Source organism: Sphingomonas sp. SORGH_AS_0870 (assembly GCF_031453175.1).
In the GTDB taxonomy this organism is placed as follows: Bacteria; Pseudomonadota; Alphaproteobacteria; order Sphingomonadales; family Sphingomonadaceae; genus Sphingomonas.
Genome location: NZ_JAVIYW010000002.1, coordinates 3,106,805 through 3,133,785, shown reverse-complemented (window position 1 = coordinate 3,133,785; position 26,981 = coordinate 3,106,805). Strand labels below are relative to the sequence as shown.

General features: G+C 65.4%; 30 protein-coding genes. 29 read left to right on the top strand and 1 reads right to left on the bottom strand.

All coding sequences use genetic code 11. The features are described 5' to 3' along the window. The first annotated feature begins 105 nt into the window (after positions 1–105). From gap to QE363_RS14530, 3 genes are read left to right on the top strand one after another with little or no spacing between them, the layout of a single operon-like run. The gene (gene gap, locus QE363_RS14540) at positions 106–1,116 is read left to right on the top strand and encodes a type I glyceraldehyde-3-phosphate dehydrogenase (RefSeq protein ID WP_309696371.1); all 1,011 of its coding nucleotides are present in this window, start codon (positions 106–108) and stop codon (positions 1,114–1,116) included. Then, positions 1,116–1,592 (top strand): MOSC domain-containing protein, encoded by a 477-nt coding sequence (locus QE363_RS14535; RefSeq protein WP_309696369.1) that lies wholly within the window; start codon positions 1,116–1,118, stop codon positions 1,590–1,592. The genes gap and QE363_RS14535 overlap by 1 nt, the downstream gene beginning before the upstream one ends. Beyond that, entirely contained in the window at positions 1,589–2,788 is a 1,200-nt protein-coding gene (locus tag QE363_RS14530; RefSeq protein ID WP_309696365.1) for a phosphoglycerate kinase, read from the top strand. The genes QE363_RS14535 and QE363_RS14530 overlap by 4 nt, the downstream gene beginning before the upstream one ends. A gap of 152 nt (positions 2,789–2,940) precedes the next feature. Here QE363_RS14530 and QE363_RS14525 read toward each other — a convergent pair whose 3' ends face one another. After that, positions 2,941–3,459, bottom strand: a complete 519-nt coding sequence (locus tag QE363_RS14525; RefSeq protein ID WP_309696363.1) for a TlpA disulfide reductase family protein — start codon at positions 3,457–3,459, stop codon at positions 2,941–2,943. Positions 3,460–3,578: 119 nt separating this feature from the next. On the opposite strand from QE363_RS14525, the gene QE363_RS14520 reads away from it, so the two are divergent. From QE363_RS14520 to QE363_RS14395, 26 genes are all read left to right on the top strand, one after another. Beyond that, entirely contained in the window at positions 3,579–3,809 is a 231-nt protein-coding gene (locus tag QE363_RS14520) for a ribbon-helix-helix protein, CopG family (protein ID WP_309696361.1), read from the top strand. Further along, positions 3,806–4,132 (top strand): type II toxin-antitoxin system PemK/MazF family toxin, encoded by a 327-nt coding sequence (locus QE363_RS14515; RefSeq protein WP_261268150.1) that lies wholly within the window; start codon positions 3,806–3,808, stop codon positions 4,130–4,132. Before QE363_RS14520 ends, QE363_RS14515 begins: the two co-directional genes overlap by 4 nt. A gap of 32 nt (positions 4,133–4,164) precedes the next feature. Beyond that, positions 4,165–5,073: a class I fructose-bisphosphate aldolase gene (locus tag QE363_RS14510; protein WP_309696357.1), complete on the top strand. Its 909-nt coding sequence runs from the start codon at positions 4,165–4,167 to the stop codon at positions 5,071–5,073. Positions 5,074–5,177: 104 nt separating this feature from the next. Next, entirely contained in the window at positions 5,178–5,861 is a 684-nt protein-coding gene (gene thiE, locus QE363_RS14505; protein ID WP_309696354.1) for a thiamine phosphate synthase, read from the top strand. A gap of 133 nt (positions 5,862–5,994) precedes the next feature. Further along, positions 5,995–6,606, top strand: coding sequence for a M23 family metallopeptidase (locus tag QE363_RS14500; protein WP_309696353.1), 612 nt, complete (start codon positions 5,995–5,997; stop codon positions 6,604–6,606). Between the two features lie 72 nt (positions 6,607–6,678). Beyond that, complete coding sequence (gene efp / locus QE363_RS14495; RefSeq protein WP_007403968.1) at positions 6,679–7,242, top strand: elongation factor P; 564 nt, start codon at positions 6,679–6,681, stop codon at positions 7,240–7,242. Positions 7,243–7,369: 127 nt separating this feature from the next. Then, positions 7,370–8,182, top strand: a complete 813-nt coding sequence (locus QE363_RS14490; RefSeq protein WP_056438117.1) for an inositol monophosphatase family protein — start codon at positions 7,370–7,372, stop codon at positions 8,180–8,182. 195 nt (positions 8,183–8,377) lie between these two features. Beyond that, complete coding sequence (gene ndhC / locus QE363_RS14485) at positions 8,378–8,752, top strand: NADH-quinone oxidoreductase subunit A (RefSeq protein ID WP_307099722.1); 375 nt, start codon at positions 8,378–8,380, stop codon at positions 8,750–8,752. Next, positions 8,743–9,327, top strand: a complete 585-nt coding sequence (locus QE363_RS14480; protein WP_373424634.1) for an NADH-quinone oxidoreductase subunit B family protein — start codon at positions 8,743–8,745, stop codon at positions 9,325–9,327. The genes ndhC and QE363_RS14480 overlap by 10 nt, the downstream gene beginning before the upstream one ends. Then, positions 9,324–10,160: an NADH-quinone oxidoreductase subunit C gene (locus QE363_RS14475; RefSeq protein WP_307099719.1), complete on the top strand. Its 837-nt coding sequence runs from the start codon at positions 9,324–9,326 to the stop codon at positions 10,158–10,160. Before QE363_RS14480 ends, QE363_RS14475 begins: the two co-directional genes overlap by 4 nt. Continuing rightward, positions 10,157–11,392, top strand: a complete 1,236-nt coding sequence (locus tag QE363_RS14470; RefSeq protein ID WP_309696345.1) for an NADH-quinone oxidoreductase subunit D — start codon at positions 10,157–10,159, stop codon at positions 11,390–11,392. Before QE363_RS14475 ends, QE363_RS14470 begins: the two co-directional genes overlap by 4 nt. A 41-nt stretch (positions 11,393–11,433) precedes the next feature. Beyond that, positions 11,434–11,739 (top strand): nuclear transport factor 2 family protein, encoded by a 306-nt coding sequence (locus QE363_RS14465; RefSeq protein ID WP_309698210.1) that lies wholly within the window; start codon positions 11,434–11,436, stop codon positions 11,737–11,739. Then, a complete protein-coding gene (locus QE363_RS14460) occupies positions 11,739–12,413 on the top strand; it encodes an NAD(P)H-dependent oxidoreductase subunit E (RefSeq protein WP_307099716.1) in 675 nt (224 codons plus the stop codon). The genes QE363_RS14465 and QE363_RS14460 overlap by 1 nt, the downstream gene beginning before the upstream one ends. After that, complete coding sequence (gene nuoF, locus QE363_RS14455; protein ID WP_007404054.1) at positions 12,413–13,723, top strand: NADH-quinone oxidoreductase subunit NuoF; 1,311 nt, start codon at positions 12,413–12,415, stop codon at positions 13,721–13,723. The genes QE363_RS14460 and nuoF overlap by 1 nt, the downstream gene beginning before the upstream one ends. Beyond that, entirely contained in the window at positions 13,723–15,741 is a 2,019-nt protein-coding gene (gene nuoG / locus QE363_RS14450) for an NADH-quinone oxidoreductase subunit NuoG (protein ID WP_307099712.1), read from the top strand. Before nuoF ends, nuoG begins: the two co-directional genes overlap by 1 nt. Beyond that, positions 15,738–16,793, top strand: a complete 1,056-nt coding sequence (gene nuoH, locus QE363_RS14445; protein ID WP_307099710.1) for an NADH-quinone oxidoreductase subunit NuoH — start codon at positions 15,738–15,740, stop codon at positions 16,791–16,793. The genes nuoG and nuoH overlap by 4 nt, the downstream gene beginning before the upstream one ends. Next, positions 16,790–17,275, top strand: a complete 486-nt coding sequence (gene nuoI / locus QE363_RS14440; protein WP_042483186.1) for an NADH-quinone oxidoreductase subunit NuoI — start codon at positions 16,790–16,792, stop codon at positions 17,273–17,275. The genes nuoH and nuoI overlap by 4 nt, the downstream gene beginning before the upstream one ends. 49 nt (positions 17,276–17,324) lie before the next feature. Beyond that, positions 17,325–17,936, top strand: a complete 612-nt coding sequence (locus tag QE363_RS14435; RefSeq protein WP_007404217.1) for an NADH-quinone oxidoreductase subunit J — start codon at positions 17,325–17,327, stop codon at positions 17,934–17,936. Next, a complete protein-coding gene (gene nuoK / locus QE363_RS14430) occupies positions 17,933–18,241 on the top strand; it encodes an NADH-quinone oxidoreductase subunit NuoK (protein ID WP_007404079.1) in 309 nt (102 codons plus the stop codon). Before QE363_RS14435 ends, nuoK begins: the two co-directional genes overlap by 4 nt. A 5-nt stretch (positions 18,242–18,246) precedes the next feature. After that, complete coding sequence (gene nuoL / locus QE363_RS14425) at positions 18,247–20,355, top strand: NADH-quinone oxidoreductase subunit L (RefSeq protein ID WP_405053187.1); 2,109 nt, start codon at positions 18,247–18,249, stop codon at positions 20,353–20,355. Positions 20,356–20,362: 7 nt separating this feature from the next. Continuing rightward, positions 20,363–21,913: an NADH-quinone oxidoreductase subunit M gene (locus tag QE363_RS14420; protein WP_307104565.1), complete on the top strand. Its 1,551-nt coding sequence runs from the start codon at positions 20,363–20,365 to the stop codon at positions 21,911–21,913. Beyond that, the gene (nuoN, locus tag QE363_RS14415) at positions 21,913–23,376 is read left to right on the top strand and encodes an NADH-quinone oxidoreductase subunit NuoN (protein ID WP_309696333.1); all 1,464 of its coding nucleotides are present in this window, start codon (positions 21,913–21,915) and stop codon (positions 23,374–23,376) included. Before QE363_RS14420 ends, nuoN begins: the two co-directional genes overlap by 1 nt. Positions 23,377–23,381: 5 nt before the next feature. Beyond that, positions 23,382–24,086 carry a biotin--[acetyl-CoA-carboxylase] ligase gene (locus QE363_RS14410; RefSeq protein ID WP_309696331.1) on the top strand — a complete coding sequence of 235 codons (705 nt, stop codon included), beginning with the start codon at positions 23,382–23,384 and terminating at the stop codon, positions 24,084–24,086. 9 nt (positions 24,087–24,095) lie between these two features. Beyond that, complete coding sequence (locus QE363_RS14405; RefSeq protein WP_309696329.1) at positions 24,096–24,875, top strand: type III pantothenate kinase; 780 nt, start codon at positions 24,096–24,098, stop codon at positions 24,873–24,875. A 137-nt stretch (positions 24,876–25,012) separates the two neighbouring features. Then, a complete protein-coding gene (locus tag QE363_RS14400) occupies positions 25,013–26,647 on the top strand; it encodes a ribonuclease J (RefSeq protein ID WP_307099701.1) in 1,635 nt (544 codons plus the stop codon). Positions 26,648–26,651: 4 nt separating this feature from the next. Beyond that, on the top strand, positions 26,652–26,927 hold the full coding sequence (locus tag QE363_RS14395) for a DUF1467 family protein (protein WP_309696326.1): 276 nt from the start codon (positions 26,652–26,654) through the stop codon (positions 26,925–26,927). Positions 26,928–26,981 lie beyond the last annotated feature (54 nt).

Below are 26,981 nucleotides of genomic sequence, written 5' to 3'. Positions count from 1 at the left end.
AGCGCGAACGGTGGAATTCGGCGGCACGGGCCGCTACATCCCCCACCGAACCCGGGGCCGGGCGTCCAGCCATCGGCCCGACGTGAAAGACAGGAGATTGCTGGCATGACGGTCAAGGTTGCAATCAATGGCTTCGGCCGCATCGGCCGCCTGGTCGCGCGCGCCATCCTCGAGCGGGGCGGCGACGCGCTGGAACTGGTCGCGATCAACGATCTGGCCGATGCCAAGTCGAACGCCTGGCTGTTCAGCCGCGACAGCGTCCATGGCCGCTATCCGGGTGAGGTGTCGGCCGACGGCAACGACATCGTGATCGACGGCAAGCGCATCCGCGTCACCGCCGAGCGCGACCCCGCGAACCTGCCGCACAAGGAACTGGGCGTCGACCTGGTCCTGGAGTGCACCGGCTTCTTCACCGACAAGGCGTCGTGCGAGAAGCACATCGCGGCGGGCGCCAAGAAGGTGCTGATCTCGGCCCCCGGCAAGAATGTCGACCTGACCGTCGTGTACGGCGTCAACCATGACAAGCTGACCGCCGACCACACCATCGTCTCGAACGCCTCGTGCACCACCAACTGCCTGGCGCCGGTCGCCAAGGTGCTGAACGACGCGATCGGAATCGAGCGCGGCCTGATGACCACGGTCCACGCCTATACCAACGATCAGAAGATCCTCGACCAGATTCACCCCGATCTGCGCCGCGCCCGCGCCGCCGCCATGTCGATGATCCCGACCACCACGGGTGCTGCCCGCGCGGTGGGCGAGGTTCTGCCGGAACTGAAGGGCAAGCTGGACGGCTCGGCCATCCGCGTGCCGGTGCCCGACGTCAGCCTGGTCGACCTGACCTTCACCCCGGCGCGCGACACGACGAAGGAAGAGGTCAATGCGATCCTGAAGGCCGCGTCGGAAGACGGTCCTCTGAAGGGCGTGCTGGTCTTCTCGGACGAGCCGCTGGTGTCGATCGACCTGATGCACTCGCCGCAGTCCTCGACCGTCGACAGCCTGGAGACGGCGGTGATCGACGGCAAGCTGGTGCGCGTCGTGTCGTGGTACGACAATGAATGGGGCTTCTCGAACCGCATGGTCGACACCGCGACCGCGATGGCGAAGTTCCTCTGATGACGACGGGGCGGGCGATGACCGGGCATCTGGCCGGCATCGCCCGCCATGCCGTACCCAAGGGTCCGATGGAGGTGATCGACACCGCCATCATCACCCTGGCGGGCGGCGTCGAAGGCGATTGTCGCGGCCGGGTGAAGCCCGGTGGGCGCGGACGGCGTCAGGTGACGCTGATCGAGCGGACCGACTGGGACGCCGCACTGGCCGAGATCGACCGCGACATCCCCTGGCAGGCGCGCCGTGCGAACCTGCTGGTTGAGGATTTCGACCTTCCCCAAATTCCGGGCACCCGGCTGCGTATCGGGCCCGTCCTTCTGGAAATCACCATGGAATGCGATCCGTGCCACCGCATGGACGCGATCGCCGACGGATTGCAGGCGGCCCTCAGGCCCGACTGGCGCGGTGGCGTATGCACCCGCGTGATCGAGGGCGGCACGATCCGCATCGGCGATAACATCAGGATCGAGGAATCATGACCAAGGCCTTCAAGACGCTCGACGATATGGGCGATGTCCAGGGCAAGCGCGTGCTGGTCCGCGAGGATCTGAACGTGCCGATGGCCGATGGCCGCGTGACCGACGACACGCGCCTGCGCGCGACGATCGCGACCGTGACCGAATTGGCCGACAAGGGTGCGATCGTCCTGGTCCTCGCCCATTTCGGCCGCCCCAAGGGGCAGCGTAATCCCGACTATTCGCTGGCGATGCTGACCCAGCCCTATAGCGACGTGCTGGGCCGTCCGGTCCGCTTCATCGACGATGTCGCGGGCGAGGCGGCGGAGGCGGCGGTCGCGACGCTGAACCCCGGCGATATCGCGATCCTGGAAAACACCCGCTTCCACGCGGGCGAGGAGAAGAATGACCCCGAATTGGCGGCGCAGATCGCCAAGCTGGGCGACCTGTACGTCAACGACGCCTTTTCGGCGGCGCACCGCGCCCACGTCTCGACCGAGGGGCTGGCGCGCCAGCTTCCGGCGTTCGCGGGCCGCGCGATGGAGGCCGAACTCGACGCGCTGGAAAAGGCGCTGGGCAATCCGCAGCATCCGGTCGCGGCGGTGGTCGGTGGGGCCAAGGTCTCGACCAAGCTGGCCGTGCTCAAGCATCTGGTCGGCAAGGTCGACCACCTCATCATCGGTGGCGGCATGGCCAACACCTTCCTCGCCGCGCGCGGAGTCGATGTGGGCAAGTCGCTGTGCGAGCATGACCTGACCGGCACCGCCGAGGAGATCCTCGACGCCGCCGACAAGGCGGGCTGCACCGTCCACCTGCCCTATGACGTGGTGGTCGCCAAGGAGTTCAAGCCGAACCCCGCGACGCGTACCGTCAACGTGCACGAGGTCGCCGCCGACGAGATGATCCTCGACCTCGGCCCCAACGCGGTCGAGGCGCTGGGCGATGTGCTCAAGAATTGCCGCACGCTCGTCTGGAACGGCCCGCTCGGTGCGTTCGAGACGCCGCCCTTCGACATGGCGACCGTCGCACTCGCCAAGACGGCGGCGGCGCTGACCCAGGATGGCAGCCTCGTCTCGGTCGCGGGTGGTGGCGATACCGTCGCCGCGCTGAACCAGGCGGGCGTGGGGACGCAGTTCAGCTTCGTGTCGACCGCGGGCGGCGCGTTCCTGGAATGGATGGAAGGCCAGGACCTGCCGGGCGTCGCCGCGCTGATCGCGTAACCGCAATCCTCCCCTGCGAGGGGAGGTGGCAGGCCGAAGGCCTGACGGAGGGGTGTCACCATCGGCGAGGGTGGACTTTCCCGATGAGCGGGGACACCCCTCCACCAGCTTCGCTGGTCCCCCTTCCCTTGCAGGGGAGGAAGATTAAGGGGCTACGACCCCGTCGCCGCTGGCGACGGGGTTTCCTTTAGAAGCGGCACCAGCAACTGGTTGAGGTCGCTCAGTTCGAACGCGGCGGCCTTGGCGTAGCGAACCCGCCCGCTGCGATCGATGATGTAATTGGTCGGCACCGCGCCCAGCGTGGCATAGGGCCCTTTGATCCGCCGCGCCGATGGCATCGTCATCGCGGCGAACAACGGCTTCAGCCGGTAGAGCGGCAGCGAATCCTCGGTTGCGATCGCAAAGACCTTCAGGCCATGCGGTGCCTGGATGCGATAATATTGGTCGAGCAGCGGCAGTTCCGCCCGGCACGGCCCGCACCATGTTGCCCAGAAGTTCAGCACGATCACCTGCCCACGCAGGTCCGACAGGCGGACATGGCTGCCGTCCATCAGCGTCAGGTCGAAATCGGGCGCCATGTCGCCGACCTCGGGCGTGGACTTGGCAAGGGTCGGGGACGCAACGGGTGTCACGGCCAGCAATGCAGCCCCTGCGAAGCGAAACCATTTCATCCCGAGACTCCCCCCATCTGCCCCGCATCAGAATGATCGCGCACACTTTATGCCGTCAAGGGCGCTTGATCCGACTTGTCGGACTTGCTACGTTGAACGTGTTAAACGAAGGAATGGCGATGCTCGGCGTTCGTCTCGACACCGAATTGGAAGAACGGCTGGCGGCCGTCGCGCGAACGCAGGGCCGCAGCAAGAGCGACATCGCGCGCGAGGCGGTGCGGCGCTATGTCGACCTGCATGACGAGGCCTATCGCCGCGAGGCCCGTCGCCAGTCGACTCGCGCGTCGAAGCGCGACACGCCGGAGGATTTCGCCTTCTGGAACGCGCTGGCGCAGGAGGCGGACGCGTGAAGATCTCGCACGCCGCCATCGTGCTCGCGACGACGGGCGAGGGGGGCGATCACCGCCCTTTCCTGGTCGTCCAGTCCGACCTTTACAACGAGACGCACAATACGATCACCGTCTGTCCGATGACTTCGGTCGTCGGCGGCGAGGCGCTGTTCCGCGTCGCCTTTTCCCCGCGCGAACATACCGGCCTGACCGTCGAGTGCGAGGTGCAGGTCGACAAGATCCTGTCCATCCCGCGCAATCATATCGTCAAACTGCTCGGCCATGCTTCGCCCACCCGGATGGAGCAGGTCGACCAGGCGCTGCGCCGCTGGCTGATGCTCTGACCTATTCCCCGAACCCAATCCGGAGAGAATCGATGACCCCGATCGTGAAGGCCATTCTCGACAAGTACGAAGCCACGCCGGCGGCCGTGAAGGCCAATCTGGCGCGTATCCTGATGCAGGGGCGGCTGGGGGGCACCGGCAAGCTCATCATCCTGCCGGTCGACCAGGGGTTCGAACACGGGCCCGCGCGCAGCTTCGCGATCAACCCGCCCGCCTATGACCCGCATTACCATTTCCAGTTGGCGATCGATGCCGGGCTGTCCGCCTATGCCGCGCCGCTGGGGATGCTGGAGGCCGGGGCGGACACGTTCGCGGGCCAGATCCCGACCATCCTGAAGATCAACAGCTCGAACAGCTGGGGCACCTCGATCACGCAAGCCGTGACGGGCAGCGTGCAGGACGCGGTGCGGCTGGGCTGCGCGGCGATCGGCTTCACCATCTATCCCGGCTCGGACGGCATTTTCGACGCGATGGACCAGATCGCGATTCTGACGGCCGAAGCGCGCGAGGCGGGGCTCGCCACCGTGATCTGGAGCTATCCGCGCGGCGGCAAGCTGACCAAGGACGGCGAACTGGCGCTCGATGTGGGTGCCTATGCGGCACATATGGCCGCGCAGCTCGGCGCGCACATCATCAAGGTGAAGCTGCCCACCGACCATATCGAACAGGCCGAGGCCAAGTCCGCCTATGAGGGCACCGACTGGTCCCACCAGGCCGACCGGGTGCGCCACGTCGTCCAGTCCAGCTTTGCGGGCCGTCGCATCGTCGTCTTCTCGGGCGGCGCGGCCAAGGGGGCGGACGCCGTCTATCAGGATGCCCGCGACATTCGCGACGGCGGCGGCAACGGCTCGATCATCGGTCGCAACACCTTCCAGCGTCCGCGCGACGAGGCGCTGGCGATGCTCGACAAGCTGGTCGCGATCTACAAGAACGAGGAATAAGTTCTTGGCAGGCTTGGGCGTTCCGGTTGGGGAACCGGGACGCCCATTCCGCCATGCGCCGCCCCCAGGTGACGGACGCCGCGTCACGCGCTAGGGGGACAGGCATGACGCTTGAAGACGATCCCCTCGGCCCGCTCGATCCCGAATTCGCCAGCGCCTTCGTGCGCGACATGCGGCGGCCGCCATGCCAGCTCTACCTCATCTCGCCGCTCGACGTGGCCGGGGCGTTCCCCGACCGTCTGGCGCGCGCGCTCGACGCGGGGCCGGTCGCGGCGTTCCAGTTCCGCGTGAAGGACATGGACCAGCACGCCGCCGCCAAGCTCGCCGAGCCGCTCCAGCGCATCTGCGCGGATCGCGAGGTGGCCTTCATCGTCAATGACAGCATCAGCCTGGCCAAGCGGCTCGGCGCGGATGGTGTCCATCTGGGGCAGGAGGATGGCGATGCGCGCGAGGCGCGCGACGTGCTGGGCCCGACGGTGCAGATCGGTGTGACCTGTCACGACAGCCGCCACCTGGCGATGGAAGCGGGCGAGGCGGGCGCGGATTATGTCGCGTTCGGCGCCTTCTACCCGACCACGACCAAGGAAACCAAGCACCAGGCCGAGCCGGTCGTCCTGTCCTGGTGGTCGACGCTGTTCGAGCTGCCCTGCGTCGCGATCGGCGGGATCACCCCGGCCAATGCCGCGCCGCTGGTCCGGGCGGGGGCCGATTTCCTCGCCGTATCGGGCGCGGTGTGGAACGGCGACGAGGCCGCCGCGGTGAAGGCCTTTGCCGAGGTGCTGAAATAATATCGCCGCTTCGCCCCCACCCTCTGGCGGGGGCGAAGGGTGGTCGAGGACCCTCCCATCCGTTGCGCTTCGGAAACAAGCGTCCCTCCTCGCGTTTGCTTGGGGATGGGCGGCCGGATGCGAAGGAGGGGGCATGAAGCAGAGCGGGGGCAGGGGGCCATTATCGCGCTTCGGCTGGGTGATGCTGGCGCTGATCGTGATCGGGGTCGGCGGCTTCCTGTCGATGCTGTCCTTCGGGTCGGGTCGGGTGGTGGTGCCCGAGGTCGCGGCCCCCGCCCGCCAGGCGGTGGCGGGCAGTTCGGCGGCGCTGGCCATGCCGATCGCGCATTATCCGCTGGGGTCGCTGCATCATGACTGGGGCGATCCGCGCGAAGGCGGCAAGCGCAAGCATGAGGGGATCGACCTGATCGCCCCCGCCGGAACCCCGGTCGTCGCGGCGTTGGCCGGCACGATCGAGAAGCTGTTCGACAGCGATCGCGGCGGACATACCCTCTATATCCGCTCGCGCGACGGCCGCTGGAGCCTCTATTACGCGCATCTCCAGGGCTATGCGCCGGGCGTCGCGGAGGGCGCGCCGGTCCGCCAGGGGCAGGTGGTCGGCTATGTCGGCGACAGCGGCAATGCCGGGGCGGGCAACACCCATCTCCATTTCGCGATCAGCTGGATGCGCGCCGGGGACGGCTGGTGGCAGGGCGAGCCGGTCGATCCCTATCCGCTGCTTGCCGGAAAGACCGCTTCGAGCTAAGGCAGGCCACACGGACTGCCGTGCGGCGCCACGCCCCGGCATCCTTTGCTCTTTCCAGCAGGTTGAAGACCCATGAAGATCAGCGGCGTGGACATTCGTCCCGGCAACATCATCGAGTATGAAGGCGGCATCTGGCGCGCCGTGAAGATTCAGCACACCCAGCCCGGCAAGGGCGGTGCGTATATGCAGGTCGAGATGAAGAACCTCATCGACGGCCGCAAGACGAACGTCCGCTTCCGCTCCGCCGAGACGGTCGAGCGCGTCCGCCTCGACACCAAGGACTTCCAGTTCCTGTTCGCCGAGGGTGACGACCTGACCTTCATGGACAAGGAAAGCTATGAGCAGATCACGCTGCCGCGCGACCTGCTGGGCGACGCCGCCGCGTTCCTTCAGGACGGCATGGACGTCGTGATGGAACTGCACGAGGAAAAGCCGATCTCGGTCCAGCTTCCCGACCAGATCGAAGCCACCATCGTCGAGGCCGACGCGGTGGTGAAGGGGCAGACCGCCTCCTCGTCGTACAAGCCCGCCATCCTCGACAATGGCGTCCGCGTGATGGTGCCGCCGCACATCGCCAGCGGCACGCGCATCGTTGTCGACGTGTACGAACAGACCTACGTCCGCCGCGCGGACTAATCGGTATCGGCGGATGACCGGCGCGGCTTGAGCGCGACACCGTCATCCGCCGTCCCGGCCCGTCGTTCGCGGCGGGCCTTTTCACTTCCAGCGCCCGAGATGCAGAGGCGCGACCGAAAGGACGATCATGGCCTCGCACTCCGGGCTTCTCACCATCATGGAACGCGCCGCGCGCAAGGCCGCGCCGCGTCTTCGCCGCGACTTCAACGAGGTCCAGCACCTCCAGGTCAGCCGCAAGGGGCCCGCCGACTTCGTGTCGATGGCCGACAAGCGCGCCGAGGAAACCGTCTTCGAGGAACTGAAGAAGGCGCGTCCCGACTGGAACTTCCTCATGGAGGAGGGCGGCGAGATCAAGGGCGATCCGTCCAAGCCGCGCTTCATCATCGATCCGCTCGACGGCACCTCGAACTTCCTGCACGGCATCCCGCACTTCGCCATCTCGATCGCGGTCGAGGAGCCGCTGGCGAACGGCAAGCGCGAGGTGACGACCGGCCTGATCTATCAGCCGCTGACCGACGAGAGCTTCTGGGCCGAAAAGGGCCGGGGCGCCTGGTTGCAGGACGGCCGCCTGCGCGTGTCGTCGCGCCGCGATCTGTCGGAGGCGCTGATCGCCACCGGCATCCCGTTCCTGGGGCATGGCGATTTCGTCCAGTGGAGCCGCATTTTCGGTGCGATCGCGCCGCAGGTCGCCGGTATCCGCCGCTTCGGCTCGGCCGCGCTCGACCTCGCCTGGGTCGCGGCCGGTCGTTACGACGGTTTCTGGGAGTCGGGCCTGAAGCCCTGGGACGCGGCGGCGGGCATGCTGCTGGTGCGAGAAGCGGGCGGTTTCGTCAGCGACTTCCGGGGTTCGGACAAGTCGCTCGAGCGCGGCGAGTATCTGGCGGCCAATGAGGGCCTGCATTCCAAGCTGCACAAGCTGCTGGCCAACGCGCTGCGTTAAGAATTTGGTGGGATTTGAACGCAAGGGGTCATGCCTCTTGCGTTCAAACCACTGAATTACCATCTGAAAATTCGAGGATGAGGGCGGGTGAGGGCGTTCACTTGCGATTCATTCTCATGCCTCCGCTGGCTTGCTCCGGCCGACCCATCGGCCTAAAGCCAATCGCATCCAGTTCCGCATCTGCGAGAGAAAAACTTGGTCGATCTGTCGCAATATCTGCCGATCCTCCTGTTCCTGGGCGTTGCCCTGGTTCTGTCGACGGCCTTCGTGTTTCTGCCGATGCTCGTGGCGCGCCTGACGGGTGCCCATAAGCCCAACGAGCAGAAGCTGTCCGAATATGAATGCGGCTTCCCCGCGTTCGAAGACCCGCGCAGCCAGTTCGACGTGCGTTTCTATCTCGTCGCGATCCTGTTCATCGTCTTCGATCTGGAAGCGGCGTTTCTGTACCCCTGGGCGGTCAGCGTGTTCAGCCTCGGCTGGACCGCCTGGTTTTCGATGATGATCTTCATCGGCGAGCTCGCGCTGGGTCTCGTCTATGCGTGGAAGAAGGGAGCGTTGGATTGGGAGTAAATCTTCACTCCGGTCCGGTTGAGTTCAAGCCGCAGGCCCATGGCGGACCCGCCCATGATGGCCAGGCCGTCATTCAGCCCGATCAGGGCTTTTTCGACGGGCTGAACGGCGAGCTGACCGACAAGGGCTTCCTCGTCACCTCGACCGAGGAGCTGTTCCAGTGGGCGCGCACCGGCTCGCTCTGGTGGATGACCTTCGGTCTGGCGTGCTGCGCGGTGGAGATGATCCACGTGAACATGCCGCGTTACGATCTGGAGCGCTTCGGCGCCGCGCCGCGCGCATCGCCGCGCCAGTCGGACGTAATGATCGTGGCGGGCACGCTGTGCAACAAGATGGCCCCGGCGCTGCGTCGTGTGTACGACCAGATGTCGAACCCGAAATACGTCATCTCGATGGGCAGCTGCGCCAATGGCGGCGGCTATTACCATTACAGCTATTCGGTGGTGCGCGGCTGTGACCGGATCGTGCCCGTGGACATCTATGTCCCCGGTTGCCCGCCGACCGCCGAGGCGCTGCTGTACGGCGTGATGCAGTTGCAGCGGAAGATCCGCCGTGCCGGGAGCATCGAACGGTGAGGGCGCCTGCTCCCCGTTTCGCCGCGAATGACGGCGTGATCGATGCGGCGCGCGCCGCGCTCGGCCCCTGGCTGCTCGACGCGCGCGAGCATGTCGGCGAGGTCGCGCTGGTCGTCGACCGTGCGAATCTGGTTCCCGCGATGATCGCGCTGCGCGACACCAAGGGGCTGGAATATCAGCAGCTGATGGAGATTGCGGGCGTCGACTATCCCGAGCGCGACGAGCGTTTCGAGGTGGTCTATTGCCTGTTGTCGCTGACCCGCAACCACCGCCTGCATGTCCATGTCTCGACCGACGAGGATAAGCCGGTGCCGTCGGTGACGGGCCTGTGGCCGGTCGCGGGCTGGCTGGAGCGTGAGGTCTACGACCTGTACGGCGTGCTGTTCTCGGGCAATAGCGACCTGCGTCGCATCCTGACCGATTACGGCTTCCGCGGCCATCCGCTGCGCAAGGACTTCCCGCTGACCGGTTATACCGAACTGCGCTATTCGGAAGAGGAAAAGCGCGTCGTCTATGAGCCGGTGAAGCTGGCGCAGGACTTCCGCAACTTCGACTTCCAGAGCCCGTGGGAAGGCGCCGAATATGTGCTTCCCGGCGACGAGAAGGGCGCGCAGCCCGAAGGCAAGGGCGCGCAGACCCCGGCCAGCGCCGATGCGGTCAAGAAGGCCGGTGCCGAGCCGGACAAGACCGCCGCGCCGCGTGCCGCCGATGTGAAGACTACCGAAAGCCCCAAGCAGACGGGCGCGGGCGAACCGCATCCGGGCAACAAGGCCGAGGGCAAGCCCCAGGATCCGGACGTCGTGCCGGGCAAGGGTGGAGGACAGAATCAGTGAGCGACTACGTCGACGAACTGCTCCACAAGACCGACGCCGTCGACCCGACCACGGGCGACGTGTCGATCCAGAACTATACGATCAACTTCGGCCCGCAGCATCCGGCGGCGCACGGCGTGCTTCGCCTTGTCATGGAGCTGGACGGCGAGATCGTCGAGCGGGTCGATCCGCATGTCGGCCTGCTGCATCGCGGCACCGAGAAGCTGATCGAATACAAGACCTATTCGCAGGCGCTGCCCTATTTCGACCGCCTCGATTACTGCTCGCCGATGTGCATGGAGCACAGCTATGTGCTCGCGGTCGAGAAGCTGCTCGACCTGGAAGTGCCGCTGCGCGCGCAATATTTGCGGACGTTCTTCGCCGAGCTGACGCGCATCTCGAACCACATGCTCAACATTGGCAGCCACGTCATGGACGTCGGCGCGATGACGCCGAACCTGTGGCTGTTCGAGATTCGCGAAGACTGCATGAACTTCTATGAGCGGGCCTCGGGCGCGCGCATGCACGCGAATTACTTCCGCGTCGGCGGCGTCCACCAGGACGTGCCGCTCAAGCTGCTGACCGATATCGCCGACTGGCTCGACACCCGTCTGCCGCGCCTGTTCGAGGACGCGATCGGCCTGGTCGCCAACAACCGCATCTTCAAGCAGCGCAACGTCGACATCGCGGTGGTGAACCGCGAGGACGCGATCAAGTGGGGCTTCTCTGGCCCGATGATCCGCGGCTCGGGCATTCCCTGGGACCTGCGCAAGTCGCAGCCCTATGACGCCTATGACAAGGTCGACTTCGACGTGCCGGTCGGCACCAGCGGCGACTGCTATGACCGGTTCATGGTGCGCGTCGAGGAAGTGCGCCAGTCGGCCCGGATCATGAAGCAGTGCCTGGCGCAGATGCCCGAAGGTCCCGTTCTGGCCAGCGACCGCAAGGTCGCACCGCCCAAGCGCGGTGAGATGAAGCGCTCGATGGAAGCGCTGATCCACCACTTCAAGCTCTATACCGAAGGGTATCACGTCCCCGCCGGTGAGGTATATGTCGCGACCGAAAGCCCCAAGGGCGAGTTCGGCGTGTATCTCGTCTCCGACGGATCGAACAAACCCTATCGCTGCAAGATCCGGCCGACCGCGTTCAGCCATCTCCAGGCCATGGAATTCATGTCCAAGGGGCATATGCTGGCCGACACGACCGCGATCCTGGGCGCGATGGACATCGTGTTCGGGGAGTGCGACCGTTGAGCGGAGTCGACACCGCCCGGCGCGTCGCGATCGCTCGCGAAATGATCGCGCATTACAATGCGCAGGACGCTGATGCCTATGTCGCGCTGATGACCGAGGATGCCTGCGAAGCGGGCTATCGCGGTGCCGTCCTGCGCGACGGTCGCGAGGGCGTGCGTTCGGGACTGAAGGCGATGTTCGCGCAGTTCCCGCAGAACCGCGCCGAGATCGTCGCCGACCAGGCGTTCGGCGAGACCGTGCTGCTGCATGAAAAGGTCGAACGCGCGCCAGGTGGCGAGGCGTTCGAGGTCATGTCCATCTATTCCTTCGAGAACGACAAGGTGTCGCGCGTGGAGTTCATTCGCTAATGGCCGACGCAGCCATCATTCCCGACGAGGCCGAAGTCCGCGCTCGCTGGGGCAATTTCGCCTGGACGGACGAGAACCAGAAGAAGGCGAACGAGATCCTCGCGCGCTATCCCAAGGGTCGCGAACAGTCCTGCTCGATCCCGTTCCTCGATCTGGCCCAGCGCCAGGTGGGGGCGGAGACGCAGACGCAAGGCTGGTTGCCCGTGCCGGTGATCGAGTTCGTCGCGCGCCAGCTGGGCGTCGCCTATATGCGCATCTATGAGGTCGCGACCTTCTATACGATGTTCAACCTGGCGCCGGTCGGCCGCTATCACGTTCAGGTGTGCGGCACGACGCCGTGCATGTTGCGCGGGTCGGACGACGTGCTGGCGGCGTGCAAGAACAAGGGCCTGATCAAGGGCAAGACCACGCCCGACGGCCTGTTCACGCTGACCGAGGTCGAGTGCATGGGCAATTGCGCCTCCGCGCCGATGGTCCAGATCAACGACGACAATTACGAGGATCTGGATTACGACCGCACGGTCACGATCCTGGAAGCGCTGGCACGCGGCGAGAGCCCCAAGACCGGCACGCAGGAGCCGGGTCGCCACACGGTCGAGCCGCTGGGCGGTCCGACCACGCTGACCGCCATGGTCGGCGACAATCACGACTATCGCGGGGAGTGGGGCGCATAATGCTCGCTGACAAGGACCGCATTTTCACCAATCTCTACGGCTATCAGCCGTGGAACGTCGACGCGGCGATGAAGCGCGGCGATTGGGACAATACCAAGGCACTGCTGGAGCTGGGCCAGGACAAGATCATCGACGTCATCAAGGCGTCGGGTCTGCGCGGGCGCGGCGGTGCGGGCTTCCCGACCGGCATGAAGTGGAGCTTCATGCCCAAGGAACCGCGTCCCGACCGGCCGAGCTTCCTGGTCATCAACGCCGACGAGTCCGAGCCGGGTTCGTGCAAGGACCGCGAGATCATCCGCCACGATCCGCACAAGCTGATCGAGGGTGCGCTGGTCGCGGGCTTCGCGATGCGCGCGCGGGCGGCCTATATCTATATTCGCGGCGAATATATCCGCGAGGCCGAGACGCTGTTCGCAGCCGTGGCTGAGGCGTATGACCGGGGCTTCCTGGGCAAGAATGCCTGCGGCTCGGGTTACGACTTCGACGTCTTCGTCCATCGCGGCGCGGGCGCCTATATCTGCGGCGAAGAGACCGCGATGATCGAAAGCCTGGAGGGCAAGAAGGGCCAGCCGCGCCTCAAGCCGCCTTTCCCGGCGGGGGCGGGCCTCTATGGCTGCCCGACGACGGTCAACAATGTCGAGTCGATCGCGGTCGCGCCGACGATCCTGCGTCGCGGCGCCGAGTGGTTCTCCTCCTTCGGGCGCGAGAACAACAAGGGCACGAAGCTCTTTCAGATCTCCGGCCATGTCGATCGTCCCTGCGTGGTCGAGGAAAGCATGTCGATCAGCTTCCGCGAGCTGATCGAGCGCCATTGCGGCGGCATTCGCGGCGGCTGGGACAATCTGCTCGCGGTGATCCCGGGTGGTTCGTCGGTGCCTTTGGTGCCCGCCGCCGAGATCATGGACGCGCCGATGGATTTCGACGGCCTGAAGGCGGTCGGATCGGGCCTCGGCACGGCGGCCGTGATCGTCATGGACAAATCGACCGACATCGTCCGCGCGATCAGCCGTCTGTCCTATTTTTACAAGCATGAGAGCTGCGGCCAGTGCACCCCGTGCCGTGAAGGCACCGGCTGGATGTGGCGCGTGATGGAGCGGATGCGCACCGGCGATGCCGATGTCTCCGAGATCGACACGCTGTTCCAGGTGACGAAGCAGGTCGAAGGCCACACCATCTGCGCGCTGGGCGACGCGGCGGCCTGGCCGATCCAGGGCCTGATCCGCCACTTCCGCCCGGAGATGGAACGCCGCATTCGCGAACGCAAAGGCGAGACGGGCGGCAACGCCCCGATGATGGAAGCTGCCGAATAATGCCTAAGGTCAAAGTCGACGGCGTCGAGATCGAGGTGCCCCAGGGCGCCACCGTGCTGCAGGCCTGCGAGCTTGCGGGCAAGGAAATCCCGCGCTTCTGCTATCATGAGCGGCTGTCCATCGCGGGCAATTGCCGCATGTGCCTGGTCGAGGTGAAGCCTGGCCCCCCCAAGCCGCAGGCGTCGTGTGCGCTTCCGGCGGCGGAGAATCAGGAGATCTTCACCACCACCCCGATGGTGAAGGCCGCGCGCGAAGGCGTGATGGAATTCCTGCTGATCAACCACCCGCTGGACTGCCCGATCTGCGATCAGGGCGGCGAGTGCGACCTGCAGGACCAGTCCATGGCCTATGGCAAGGGCCATAGCCGCTATGACGAGAACAAGCGGGCCGTCACCGAGAAATATATGGGTCCGATCGTCAAGACGGTCATGACCCGCTGCATCCAGTGCACCCGCTGCGTCCGCTTTGCCGAAGAGGTCGCGGGCGTGGAGGAAATCGGCGCGATCTATCGCGGCGAGAATATGCAGATCACGTCCTATCTCGAACAGGCCGTGTCGAGCGAGCTGTCGGGTAATGTCGTCGACCTGTGCCCGGTAGGCGCTCTGACGTCCAAGCCCTATGCGTTCGAGGCGCGTCCGTGGGAGTTGAAGAAGACGCTGGCCATCGACGTGATGGACGCGGTCGGCACCAACATCCGCCTCGACAGCCGGGGTCGTCAGGTGCTGCGCTGCGTGCCGCGCATCAATGACGAAGTGAACGAGGAGTGGGCGAGCGACAAGACGCGTCACGCGATCGACGGCCTGGTCCGTCGTCGTCTCGACCGTCCGTTCATCCGCCGCGACGGCAAGCTGGTGCCCGCCACCTGGGACGAGGCCTTTGCCGCGATCCGTGACGTGAATGCCGGTTCGAGCGTTGCCGCGATCGCTGGCGATCAGGTCGATTGCGAGACGATGTTCGCCGCCAAGGCGCTGCTGGCCAAGATGGGTTCGAGCCTGCTCGAAGGCCGTCAGACCGGCATGGATTACGACACGTCGAGCCTGGCCGCGGTGAACTTCAACACGACCATCGCAGGCGTCGAGCGCGCCGATGCGATCCTGCTGATCGGCACCAATCTGCGCTGGGAAGCGCCGCTGGTGAACACCCGTATCCGCAAGGCGATCAAGAAGGGCGCCAAGGTCTTCGCGATCGGCCCCGAAACCGATCTGACCTACAAGGTTGAGTGGCTGGGCGCCGACCTGTCGGTGCTGGGCAATCTGCCCGAGGCGGTGACCGAGCTGTTCGGCAAGGCCGCGCGTCCGATGGTCATCCTCGGTGGCGGTGCGATCAAGGGCGCGCATGGCGCGAGCCTGAAGCTGGTCGACCAGTTCAATCTGGTGCGGACGCTGGAAGATGGTTCGGCCTGGAACGGCTATAATGTCGTTCACATGGCGGCCGCGCGCATGGGCGGGCTGATGCTCGGCTATGCGCAGAAGGGCGGTATCGCCGACGTGGTCGCGGCCGCGCCGAAGCTCGCCTTCTTCCTGGGCGCCGACGAGGTTGACTTCGCCAAGTTCGGTAGCAGCTTCAAGGTGTTCGTCGGTCATCATGGCGACAAGGGTGCGCATCACGCCGATGTCATCCTGCCGGGCGCGACCTATGCCGAGAAGTCGGGCACCTGGGTCAACCTCGAGGGCCGGGTGCAGCGCGGCGAGCGGGCGGTGTTCGCGCCGGGCGACGCGCGCGACGACTGGACGATCTTCCGCGCGCTGTCCGAGGTTCTGGGCCAGACGCTGAAGTTCGACACGCTGGACGAACTCCGCGCCGCCATGGCCGCCGAGGTTCCCGCGCTGGGCCAGGTCGGTCTCGTCACCTTCGACTGGGCCGCGCCGTCGCTGAACGCGACTGCGTCGGGCACGATCGAGGGCTATCCGATCAAGGACTTCTACCTCACCAATGCGATCTGCCGCGCCAGCCCGACGATGCAGCGCTGCTCGGCCGAACTGGTCCATGGTGAGAGCTATGCGGAGGCAGCGGAGTGACCGCGTTTTTCAACACGACGCTTGGCCTTCCTTATGGCTGGGCCTGGACGATCGCGACCTTGGTCGGGATTCTGGCGATCGCGCTGCCGCTGATGCTGGCGGTCGCGATGGTCATCTATGTCGACCGCAAGATCTGGGCGGCGATGGCGCTGCGCCGTGGTCCGAACGTGGTCGGCCCCTTCGGTCTGCTCCAGTCCTTCGCCGACGGTCTGAAGGTCTTCCTTCAGGAAACCATCGTTCCGGCCGCTGCCAATCGCGGGCTGTTCCTGCTGGCGCCGATCATCACCTTCACGGTCGCGCTGATCGTTTGGGCGGTGGTGCCGTTCCAGCCGGGCGTGGTCGTCGCCAACATCAATGTCGGCCTGCTCTATGTCCTCGCCGCCTCGTCGCTCGGCGTGTACGGCGTCATCCTGTCGGGCTGGGCGTCGAACTCGAAATATCCCTTCTACTCGGCGCTTCGTGCGGCCGCGCAGATGGTATCCTATGAAGTCGCGATCGGCTTCATCCTGATTTCGGTCGTGATGTGGTCGGGCAGCTTCAACCTGACCGACATCGTCGAGGCGCAGAAGAGCGTGCTGGGGATTCCGGTCAACGGCTTCTTCCTCAATCCGCTGCTCTTCCCGATGGCGGTGATGTTCTTCATCTCGGCGCTGGCCGAGACGCAGCGCGCGCCGTTCGATCTGACCGAAGCGGAGTCGGAGCTCGTCGCGGGTTACCAGACCGAATATAGCTCGATGTCGTTCGCGCTGTTCTGGCTGGGCGAGTATGCCAACGTCATCCTGATGTGCGCGCTGAATGCGATCCTGTTCTGGGGTGGCTATCTGCCGCCGCTCGACTGGGCGCCGCTTTACGCCGTGCCGGGTATCGTCTGGCTGCTGTTGAAGATGTGCTTCTTCTTCTTCGTCTTTTCGTGGGTGAAGGCGACCGTACCGCGCTATCGGTACGACCAGCTGATGCGGCTGGGCTGGAAGGTGTTCCTGCCGGTGTCGCTGTTCTGGGTATTCTTGGTGTCTGGCGTGCTGATGTATGCGCGCGTGGGAGTTCCGGCATGAGCGTCGCTCAGTACGTCAAGGCTTTTACGCTGTGGGAGTTCGTGAAGGGGCACGCGCTGACCCTTCGCTACTTCTTCAAGCCGAAGGCGACGATCAACTATCCGTTCGAGAAGAACCCCATCTCTCCGCGCTTCCGGGGCGAGCACGCACTGCGTCGCTACCCCAATGGCGAGGAGCGGTGCATCGCGTGCAAGCTGTGCGAGGCGATCTGCCCCGCCCAGGCGATCACGATCGAGGCGGAACCCCGCGACGACGGCAGCCGCCGCACGACGCGCTACGACATCGACATGACCAAGTGCATCTATTGCGGGCTGTGCCAGGAGGCCTGCCCGGTCGATGCGATCGTCGAGGGTCCGAACTTCGAATTTTCGACCGAGACCCGCGAAGAGCTGATCTACGACAAGTCGAAGTTGCTCGATAACGGTGACCGCTGGGAAAGCGCGATCGCGGCGAACCTTGCCGCCGATGCGCCGTACCGTTAAAGCCCGCGACCAACGGTTCGGGGCGGACAGAAAAGGGGCCTGACAGGCAGTGATACAGGCTATCGCCTTCTATATTTTCGCGACCGTGGTGATCGTGTCCGCAGGGCTCACGATCGCGTCGCGCAATCCGGTGCACTCGGTCATGTGGCTGATCCTGGCGTTCTTCAACGCCGCGGGCCTCATGGTGCTGTGCGGGGCCGAGTTCATCGCGATGCTGCTCGTCATCGTCTATGTGGGCGCGGTCGCGGTCTTGTTCCTCTTCGTCGTCATGATGCTCGATATCGAGGTCGCGGCGATGCGGGCGGGCTTTGCGCGCTATCTGCCGCTGGGCCTGGCACTCGCCGTCGCCCTGCTGGCCGAGGTCATCATCGCCTTCCAGGCGTGGAGCGTCGGCGGCGTTCAGCTGGCGGCCCGTGCGGCCCCGATCGCGCCCGAGGTGTCCAACATCCAGGCGATCGGCAACCTGCTGTACACGCGCTACCTGTTCATCTTCGAAGGGGCAGGGCTCGTCCTGCTCGTCGCGATGATCGGTGCGATCGTGCTGACGCATCGCAAGCGCGGCGGCGTCCGTCCGCAGAACATCGCCAAGCAGAATGCGCGTCAGCCGCATGAGGCGATCCGCAACATCAATCAGCCCATCGGGCAGGGGGTGGAACTGTGACGATCGGTCTCGTCCATTATCTGGTCGTCGCAGCGATCCTGTTCACCATGGGGGTGCTGGGTATCTTCCTCAACCGGAAGAACCTGATCGTCATCCTCATGGCGATCGAGCTCATCCTGCTTGCCGTGAACCTGAACCTCGTCGCCTTCTCGGCCGCGCTTCAGGATCTGGTGGGACAGGTCTTCGCCATGTTCGTGCTGACCGTGGCCGCCGGTGAATCGGCGATCGGTCTGGCGATCCTGGTCATCTATTTCCGTGGCCGCGGCACCATCGCGGTCGACGACGTCAACCGGATGAAGGGGTAATCGGGTTGATCCTCGCTATCGTCTTCCTGCCGTTGCTGGCCGCCGCCATTGCGGGGTTCGGCAACAAGGCCATCGGGAACGTGCCCGCCAAGGTCGTCACGACCGGCGCGCTGTTCATTTCCTGTGCGCTGTCCTGGCCGATCTTCATCGGCTATCTGTCGGGCGCCAATGTCGCGACGGTCACGCCGGTGCTCCACTGGATCACCAGCGGCGACATGTCGGTCGACTGGGCGCTGCGCGTCGACTCGCTGACCGCGATCATGCTGGTGGTCATCACCAGCGTCTCGGCGCTCGTCCACCTCTATAGCTGGGGCTATATGAGCGAGGAGCCGGATCAGCCGCGCTTCTTCGCCTATCTCTGCCTCTTTACCTTCGCGATGCTGATGCTCGTGACGGCGGACAATCTGGTCCAGATGTTCTTCGGCTGGGAAGGCGTGGGTCTCGCGTCCTACCTGCTGATCGGCTTCTGGTTCCGCAAGCCGTCGGCCAATGCGGCCGCGATCAAGGCGTTCGTCGTCAACCGCGTCGGCGACCTGGGTTTCATGCTCGGCATCTTCGGCACCTTCCTGGTGTTCAAGACGGTGTCGATCCCGGAAATCCTGGCGGCCGCGCCGACCATGGCCGGTTCGACCATCGGGTTCCTCGGCTATCGCTTCGACACGATGACCGTGCTCTGCCTGCTGCTGTTCGTCGGTGCGATGGGCAAGTCGGCGCAGTTGGGTCTCCACACCTGGCTGCCGGACGCGATGGAAGGCCCGACCCCGGTGTCGGCGCTGATCCACGCGGCGACCATGGTGACCGCGGGCGTGTTCATGGTATGCCGCCTGTCGCCGATGTTCGAGACGTCGCCGACCGCTCTCGGCGTGATCACCGTGATCGGCGCCTGCACCTGCTTCTTCGCCGCGACCGTCGGCACGGTGCAGACCGACATCAAGCGCGTCATCGCCTATTCGACCTGTTCGCAGCTGGGCTATATGTTCTTCGCGGCCGGCGTCGGTGCGTATGGCGCGGCGATGTTCCACCTGTTCACGCACGCCTTCTTTAAGGCGCTGCTGTTCCTGGGTGCGGGTTCGGTGATCCATGCGATGCATCACGAGCAGGACATGCGCTATTATGGTGGCCTGCGTCGCCACATCCCGCTTACCTTCTGGGCGATGATGATGGGTACGCTCGCGATCACCGGCGTCGGTATCCCGGCTCTGTTCGGCAATCCGATGGCGTTCGGTTTCGCGGGGTTCCATTCGAAGGACGCGATCATCGAGGTCGCCTATGCGGGTGGTTCGGGCTTCGCCTTCTGGGCGGGCGTGATTGCCGCGCTGCTGACCAGCTTCTATTCGTGGCGCCTGATGTTCCTGACCTTCTGGGGCAAGCCGCGCTGGACCGGGTCGGAGCATATCCAGCACGCGATCCATGACGCGCATGGCCATGGCCATGACGATCATGCGCACGGGGCGGCTCATGATGCGCACCACAATGACGCGCATTCGGAAGATGCCGGTCACGAGCCGCACGTCCACAGCGCGGGCCATGCCGATATGCCCGAGGGCACCGGCGGCTATCATCCGCATGAAAGCCCGCTGGTCATGCTGATCCCGCTGATCGTCCTGTCGATCGGCGCGATCGCGGCGGGCTTCGTCTTCCACGGCTGGTTCATCGAGCCGGAGGCGGGCGAGAGCTATTGGAAGGGCGCGATCGCCTTCAACGAGCACCTGATGCACTCGATGCACGGCGTGCCGGTGTGGGTGAAGCTGTCGGCGACGGTGGTGATGCTGCTCGGTCTGCTGACCGCGTATCTGACCTATATCCGTGCGCCGGAATTCCCGGCCAAGTTCGCGGACCAGTTCCGCATCCTGTACCGCTTCCTCCTCAACAAATGGTATTTCGACGAGATCTACCATTTCCTCTTCGTGCGCCCCGCTTTCGCGATCGGCCGGTTCCTGTGGCACCGTGGCGACGAGAAGACGATCGACCGCTTCGGCCCCAACGGCGTTGCCTGGCTTATCCAGCAAGGCAGCAAGGGTGCGGCGCGCTTCCAGACGGGATACCTCTACAGCTATGCGTTCGTCATGTTGATCGGCCTGACCGCGGCCGTCACCTGGGCCATTTTGGGTTGATCGCGTGATGCAGGGCTTCCCGATCCTCTCCGTCATGCTGGCGGTCCCGGCTGTTGCCGCGATCGCCTGCCTCTTCCTCAACGCGCAAGGAGCGCGCATGCTGGCGCTGGCCGCCACGCTGGTCGACTTCGTCCTGGGCATCGTGCTCTGGACGCAGTTCGACGTGGGCGGTGCGCAGTGGCAGTTCGTCGAACATGCCCCCGGCATTTTCGGTCCGTTCGGCTGGTCGCTCGGCATCGACGGCTTCGCGCTGCTGCTGATCATGCTCAGCGTGTTCCTGATGCCGATCTGCATCGGCGCGAGCTGGCGCGCGATCGACAAGCGCGTTCCCGAATATATGGGACTGTTCCTGTTCACCGAGGTGCTGATGATCGGCACCTTCGCGGCGCAGGACCTGTTCCTCTTCTACGTCTTCTTCGAAGCCGGCCTGATCCCGATGTATCTGATCATCGGCATCTGGGGCGGGGCGAACCGCATCTACGCGTCGTACAAGTTCTTCCTGTACACGCTGCTCGGCTCGCTGCTGATGTTCGTCGCGATGCTCTATATGGCGCGCACGGCGGGCACGACCTCGATTCCGGCGCTTCTCGCCTATGACTTCCCGGCTTCGGTCCAGACCTGGCTATGGGTCGCCTTCTTCGCCTCGTTCGCGGTCAAGATGCCGATGTGGCCGGTCCACACCTGGCTTCCCGACGCGCACGTCCAGGCGCCGACGGCGGGTTCGGTCATCCTGGCGGGCGTCCTGCTGAAGCTGGGTGGCTATGGCTTCCTGCGCTTCCTGCTGCCGATGTTCCCGGAGGCGAGCGGACAGCTGACCTGGCTGATCTTCGCGCTGTCGGCGGTGGCGGTGATCTACGCCTCGCTGGTAGCGCTGGTGCAGTCCGACATGAAGAAGCTGATCGCCTATTCGTCGGTCGCGCACATGGCGATCGTGACCATCGGCCTCTATGCCTTCAACCAGCAGGGTATCGAAGGCGCGATGATCATGATGCTCAGCCATGGTCTGGTGTCGGGCGCGCTGTTCCTGTGCGTCGGCGTCATCTATGACCGGCTGCACACCCGTGAGATCGCGCGCTATGGCGGGCTGTCGATCAACATGCCGAAATACGCCGTGTTCTTCCTGTTCTTCACCATGGCGTCGATCGGTCTGCCGGGCACCAGCGGCTTCGTCGCCGAGTTCCTGTCGCTGATGGGCACCTATCAGGTGTCGACCTGGACCGCGCTGCTCTGCACCACGGGTATCATCCTGGGTGCGGCGTATATGCTCTATCTCTACCGGCGGATCGCTTATGGCGAGATCAAGTCGGACGAGGTGGCGGCGATGCCCGACATGTCGGCGCGCGAGCTCTGGCTGCTGGCCCCGATCGCGGCGGTGACTTTGTGGATGGGTGTCTATCCGGAAAGCTTCCTGGCGCCGATGCGCAAGGACGTGACGATCCTGCTCCAGCGGATCGACCGGGCCAACCCCGGTTCGGATAGCCGCCCCACCGCCGGTAACCCGGCGCTGGCCACCACCCATGCCCCTGAGCACCAAGCTGCGCACGGGGAGGCGCACTGATGAGCTATTCGTTGAACCTCTTGATGGTCCTGCCCGAGTTGGTGCTGACCCTCGGCGCGATCGCGCTGATGCTCGTCGCCGCCTGGGGCGGAACCGCCTCGACGCGCGGCATCTCCATTGCGGCGGTGTTCGTGCTGGCGGGGGCGATGGTCGCGCTCGCCGGTCCGGCGACCACGGGCGGGCTGGCCTTTGGCGGCCTGTACCGGGCGGATGCCTTTGCCGGTTTCGCCAAGGTCCTGATCTATCTGGCGACAGCCGTGGCGATCATTATGGCGCCGCGCTTCTTCGCCCGCTCGCCGGGTGAGGATCTGCGTCCCGAATATCCGATCCTGATGCTGCTCTCGTCGGTCGGCATGGGCATGATGGTGTCGGCGGGCGATCTGCTGACGCTCTATGTCGGTCTCGAGCTGCAGAGCCTGTCGGCCTATGTGCTGGCCAGCTTCATGCGGCGCGATGGTCGCTCGGCCGAGGCGGGCCTGAAATATTTCGTGCTGGGCGCGCTCGCCTCGGGTATTCTGCTCTACGGCATCTCGCTGGTGTATGGTTTCACCGGTTCGACCGACTTCGCGCAGATCGCTGGCGCTTATGGCCGTGACGCGGCTACCGGCACGCGCTCGCTGGGCCTGATGTTCGGCCTGGTGTTCGTGTTTGCCGGTCTTGCGTTCAAGATGTCGGCGGTGCCGTTCCACATGTGGACCCCGGACGTCTATGAGGGCGCGCCGACCCCGGTGACCGCCTTCTTTGCCTCGGCCCCCAAGGTCGCGGCGATGGCGCTGGCGATCCGCGTCGCGGTCGAGGCGATGGGCTCGGCAGTGCAGCAGTGGCAGCAGATCGTGACCTTCGCCGCGCTGGCGTCGATCATCCTGGGTGCGGTCGCGGCCATCGGCCAGACCAACATCAAGCGGCTGCTTGCTTACTCGTCGATCAACAATGTCGGCTTCGCGCTGATCGGTCTGGCGGCCGGTACGGCGCAGGGCGTCGCGGCTGTGCTGACCTATCTGACCATCTACGTCATCATGACGCTGGGTGCGTTTCTGATCGTCATCCGCATGCGCGACGAGCAGGGCAATCCGATGGAGTCGATCGCCAGCCTGTCGGGCCTGTCCCGCACGCGTCCGGCGCTCGCCTGGGCGATGGCCTTCTTCATGTTCTCGGTCGCGGGCATTCCGCCGCTGCTCGGCTTCTATGCCAAGTTCGCGGTGTTCAACGCGGCGGTCGCGGCGGGGCTGTTCCCGCTGGCGGTGATCGGTGTCGTCGCCTCGGTGATCGGTGCCTATTATTATCTCCGTATCGTCAAGACGATGTTCTTCGACGAGCCCGTCGGGGCCTGGGACAATAGCGATGCGCAGCCGGTCGAGAATGGCCTGATCGCGCTGTCGGCGCTGTTCGTTTCGCCGGTCGGCTATCTGCTGATCCCGGTGCTGGGCGCCTGGTCGCTCGCGGCGGCGCGGGCTCTGTTCTGAGCCGAGTGCTGCACGTCCCGGAAACGGGATCGACCAATGCCGATCTTCGCCAGCTTGCGGAAGCGGGCGGCGAAGACGGTCTTTGGCTCCGCGCCGACCGCCAGACGGCGGGGCGCGGACGCCAGGGGCGGGATTGGTCCTCGCCCATCGGCAATTATTACGGATCGACGCTGGTGCGGTTGCAGCCGGGCGATCCGAGCCCCGCGACGCTGGCGCTGGTCGCCGCGGTGGCGATCGAAGAGGCGGTGCGAGCCTGCCTCCCCGCGATCGAAGACCGGCTTCGCCTCAAATGGCCCAACGACCTGCTGATCGACGGCGCCAAGCTGTCCGGCATATTGCTGGAGCGGGTGGGGGACGCGGTCATTATCGGCATCGGCATCAACCTGGCTTCAGCGCCCGACCTGCCCGACCGGGCGACGACGTCGCTGGCGGCACAGGGCGCGGCGGTCGGCGTGGCCGCGATGCAGGACCGGCTGTCCGAGGCCATGGCCTGCTGGGTCGAGGCGTGGCGGACCTGGGGTCTGTCCGCCGTGACCGCGCGATGGGAGTCGCGGGCGCATCCGCGTGGCACGCCCTTGAATGCCCGCTTGCCCGACGGACAGAGCCTGGACGGCGTCTTCGACGGTCTGGCGGGGGACGGGGCTTTACGGCTCGGCTTGGCGGATGGCTCGGTGCATGTCATCCATGCCGGTGACATTTTCCTGATCTGAAGGACCCCCATGCTGCTTGCGATCGATGCCGGGAACACGAATGTGGTCTTCGCGCTGCTCGAAGGGCGGACGATCAAGGGCCGCTGGCGGATCGCAACCGATCCGCGTCGGACCGGCGACGAATATGCGGTCTGGATCAACCAGTTGCTCGCACTGGAAGGCTATGCGCGCGAGGATGTGACCGGGGTCATCATCGCGACCGTGGTGCCGCGCGCGCTCCACAATCTGGAAGTGCTGGCGCAGAAATATTTCAAGGTCGATCCGCTGATCGCCGGTCGCGGCGCTGCCGAATGGGGCATCGAAATCGACGTCAACGAGCCCGCCTCGCTGGGTGCTGACCGCGCGGTGAACACTATCGCGGCGCATGCGCTCTATCCCGGCGATCTGATCACCATTGATTTCGGCACCGCGACGACCTTCGACATCAGCGACTATCAGGGCGCGTATAAGGGCGGGATCATCGCGCCGGGCATCAACCTGTCGCTCGACGCGCTCGTCACTGCCGCCGCCAAGCTGCCGCGTATCGCAATTGAGGCGCCGGGAAGCCGCAATGTCATTGGCCGCAACACGGTCGACCAGATGCATATAGGCATCTTCTGGGGCTATGTTGCGATGATCGAGGGGCTGGTCGCGCGCTTGAAGGCGCAGGTCGGGCGGCCGGTCAAGGTGCTCGCGACCGGCGGTCTCGCCGCGCTGTTGAGCCCGCATACCGACGTATTCGATCATATCGAACCCGATCTGACCATTCAGGGGCTGGCGATCCTGTGGGAACGCGCCCATATTCGGTAACGAGAGTTTCGGATCGTACAGCCCGCGAGATGCCGCAGGGCGCATGGCCCGTGAAGAGATGACCGCGCCCTGACCGGCGCACCCCTATCGCCCCGGACCCGCTTTCAGCGGGGTGGGCGCTCATTGTCAGGAAGTGAATGACTCCCAAGAAAGAATTGCTGTTCTGCGCGCTCGGTGGCTCGGGCGAAATAGGCATGAACGTGAACCTGTACGGCACCGAAGGCAAATGGGTGATGGTCGATTGCGGCATCACCTTCGCCGATCCGGCCTATCCCGGCATCGACGTGATCCTGCCCGACCTGTCCTTCATCGAGGATCGGCTGGACGATCTGGTCGGCATCGTGCTGACCCATGGGCATGAGGACCATATCGGCGCGCTGCCCTATCTGGCCGAAGATCTGGGCGTGCCGATCTACGCCACCGCCTTCACCGCCGGACTGGTTCGCGGCAAGCTGGAGGAAGAGGGCAGCGCCAGCCGCGTCAAGCTGCGCGTGATGGAAGCGGGCAAGGCGTTCGAGGTCGGCCCGTTCGACTTCACCTTCGTTCCGCTGTCGCACTCGATCCCCGAGGCCAATGCGCTGCTGATCGAGACCGCTGTCGGCCGGGTGTTCCACACCGGCGACTGGAAGATCGACCCGACCCCGGTCATCGGCAAGCCCGCCAGCCCGGCGCAGCTGTCGTCGATCGGCGACCGGGGTGTCGACATCTTGGTCTGTGATTCGACCAACGCCTTCAACACCGAAGCCTCGGGCTCGGAAGCCAGCGTCCGTCCGGGCATCGCCGAGACGGTCGCCAAGGCCAAGGGCCGGGTGGTCGTCACCACCTTCGCCTCCAATGCCGCGCGTCTGGTGACGCTGGGCGAGGTGGCCAAGGAGACCGGGCGCAAGCTGTGCGTCACCGGCCGCTCGCTCGACCGGATCCTGAAGGTCGGCAAGGCTTGTGGTTACTTCAAGGGCTTCCCCGAAACGGTCGATCCCGAAACCGCGATGCGGCTCCCCAAGGATCGCGTGCTGATCGTCGCGACCGGCGGGCAGGGCGAGCCGCGCGCCGCACTGTCGCGCATCGCCGAGGGCAGCCATACGATCCGCCTCGATACGGGCGATACGGTGATCTTCTCCGCGCGCCAGATTCCCGGCAACGAGACCGCGGTCGGTCGTATCCAGAACATCCTGGCGGGCAAGGGCGTCCGCATGGTCACCGAGCGCCAGGCGCATGTCCATGTGTCGGGCCATCCCGGCCAGCCCGAGTTGGCGCAGATGTACAAGTGGCTGCGTCCCCGCACGCTGATGCCGGTGCATGGCGAGATGCGGCACATGATGGAACATGCCCGCTTCGCGACGACGCAGGGCGTGCCGCAGACGCTGGTCCAGTCGGACGGCGACATCGTCCGCCTGCTGCCGGGCAACGCGACCAAGATCGGCAACGCGCCGGTCGGCCGCCTGGTGCTGGACGGCGACGTGATCCTGCCTTCGGACGGGTCGACGATGAACGAGCGCCGCAAGCTGGCGATCAACGGCCAGATCTCGGTCGGCGTCGCGGTCGCCAAGGGGCGGCTGGTCGGCAGTCCGCAGGTGCGGGTGCAGGGCGTGCCCGTCGAGGACGAGCGCGATGCCTTCATCGCCGAAGCGGTGGCCGCCGCCGCCAAGGCGGTGGACGGCCCGCGCCGCGCCACCGACAAGCTGCGCGAGGATATCCGCCTGTCGGTGCGCCGGGTCGCGACCCGCTGGACCGGCAAGAAGCCGATCGTCGACGTCCTCCTGATCGAGGGCTGATGCCATGCACTGGACGTCGGCGCTTGCGATCTACGTCCTGTTCTGGTTCCTGGCGGTGTTCCTGGTCCTGCCCTTCGGGGTCAGGACCGCGCATGAGGCCGGGGAGGCGTACATCCCCGGCACCGCCGAAAGCGCCCCGCACGTCTTTGCCGTCGGGCGCTTCCTGCGGCGCACGACGATCACCGCGACGGTGATGTTCGCGCTCTTCTATCTCAACTATGTCTATGGCTGGATCACCGCCGACATGCTCGATTGGAGCGGGATGAGCCGGGGCCTCTAAGCCTGGTTTGACCGGTGGCCGTGGCGATGCGTGGCCTTCGACTTCGCTCAGGCT